Annotated in this window: 2 protein-coding genes; one reads left to right on the top strand and one right to left on the bottom strand. The window is 36.7% G+C overall.

The features are described from left to right. Positions 1 to 384, top strand: a 384-nt coding sequence (locus tag BAU17_RS01770; protein ID WP_202622258.1) for a helix-hairpin-helix domain-containing protein, incomplete at its 5' end; no start/stop codon positions are given. Positions 385 to 420: 36 nt separating this feature from the next. Here the strand turns inward: BAU17_RS01770 and BAU17_RS01765 are convergent. Further along, on the bottom strand, positions 421 to 1,860 hold the full coding sequence (locus BAU17_RS01765) for a catalase (RefSeq protein WP_161901100.1): 1,440 nt from the start codon (positions 1,858 to 1,860) through the stop codon (positions 421 to 423). Positions 1,861 to 2,061 lie beyond the last annotated feature (201 nt).

The following is a 2,061-nucleotide window of genomic DNA, read 5'->3' as shown; positions in this document are numbered from 1 at the left end:
GTTTATGAAATAGCAGCAGAAGCACGTATGAAAGAAGTCGTGATGCTTGCGGGTGGTTTTACTGAACAAGCCGAAGAGAATCAGTTAAATTTAGCTGAAAAGTTAACAGATCAACAGATGATTTATGTCCCTAATAAAGAGGAAGCTGTCATGGTTGCCCCAGTTAACGTCACTTCTACATCCTCACAAAATGTACAGGTAAATATTAATACCGCAGATACGAACGAATTACAGACATTGACCGGGATTGGTGCTGCCAAAGCTCAAGCAATTATTGACTACCGTGAAGAAAATGGACTGTTTAAAAGTGTCGACGACTTAATCAAAGTTAGCGGTTTTGGAGAAAAAACAGTTGAAAAGTTACGGGAAGATATTACAATTTAAAAATCCCGATGTTTATTCACTCATCGGGATTAAAAGTTACTTAGTAATAGAGAGACCTAAACCATCTGCAATTGCTTGCCCATAGTTTTGATCCGCACGATAAAAATGTTGCAACTGACGCTGTTGAATTTCGGGATAAGATACTTGTCCTAATGCATCAACGATATTTTTAACTAATCGTTTTTGTTCATCTTCTGGTAATAAACGATATAAGTCGCCTGCTTGTGAATAGTAATTGTCATCATAACTATAATTTCCAATTGATCCATCAATATCATAATTAGAAACTCTGGCTGCGGCTTGTTCTTTTACGTTGTTAAAACTATTTGGCTCATAATTGATATGACCAGTATCGTGACCAAAGCGCATGGCACCGTCGCGTTGGTTGTTCTGAACGGTTGCTTTAGGCGAATTGATTGGTAGTTGCGCACTGTTCGCACCAACACGATAACGATGGGCATCGCCATAAGCGAATAAACGCCCCTGTAATAATTTGTCAGGAGAAGCTTCAATTCCTGGTACAAAGTTCCCAGGACTGAAAGTCGCTTGTTCTACTTCTGCAAAATAATTTTCAGGATTACGATTTAATGTCATTACCCCAACTTCAATCAATGGATATTGTTTTTGAGACACTGTTTTTGTCACATCAAACAAAATATCCTTCATTTGTAATCCTTCTTCAAATGGAATAATTTGAACATGTAATGTCCAAGAAGGTGCATCGCCATTTTCAATTGCATTGTATAAATCTTCTGTATGATAATCTGGATTGATACCAGCAAGTTCTGTTGCAACATCAGGATGGAGATTTTTCACACCTTGATTCGTTCTAAAATGGTATTTTACCCAAACTTGTTCACCTTGAGCGTTGACCCATAAAAATGTGTGACTGCCATAGCCGTGCATGTGGCGGAATGTTGCAGGAATACCACGATCACTCATTAGAATCGTTACTTGATGCAAAGATTCCGGTGAAAGTGACCAAAAGTCCCAAACAGCATTTGAATTTTTTAAATGTGTACGAGGGTCACGTTTTTGTGTATGAATAAAATCAGGAAATTTGATTGCATCACGAATAAAGAAAATCGGCGTGTTGTTTCCGACAATATCGTAATTGCCTTCTTCAGTATAGAATTTTACAGCAAATCCACGTGGATCACGCAGCGTATCTGCTGAACCTAGCTCACCAGCAACAGTAGAGAAACGAGTGAATACAGGTGTTTCTTTACCTACTTCTGAAAGAAAGTCAGCTTTTGTGTAGGCAGATAAATCATTCGTCACTTTGAATACTCCGTGTGCACCTGCACCTTTTGCATGAACCACACGTTCAGGCACGCGTTCACGATTAAAATGAGCTAATTTTTCTAATAAATGAACATCTTGTATTAAAACAGGACCATATTTGCCTGCAGTTTGTGAATTTTGATTGTCACCGACAGGAGCGCCGTGTGCGGTTGTTAAAGAATTTTCGATCATTGTATTACCTCCTTAATTTAGAATAATTCTAAATTAAAAGTAATTATAATTCAATGATAAAGGTAGATTATTGGATTTTTCTAATTTTTTAGTATAGTTGATTCTCAATTGGAAATATACTCTCAAGAGACTAAAATTAGGTATTCTATGTTATATTTCACAAATAGAATACCTAAATTCATTTTTTATTTAAAATAATTT

Origin of the sequence: Candidatus Enterococcus willemsii (genome assembly GCF_009933335.1) — a bacterium.
Classification (GTDB): Bacteria; Bacillota; Bacilli; order Lactobacillales; family Enterococcaceae; genus Enterococcus_F; species Enterococcus_F willemsii.
Note: the sequence above shows the minus strand (reverse complement) of the source record. Positions and strands in the feature narration are given on the sequence as shown.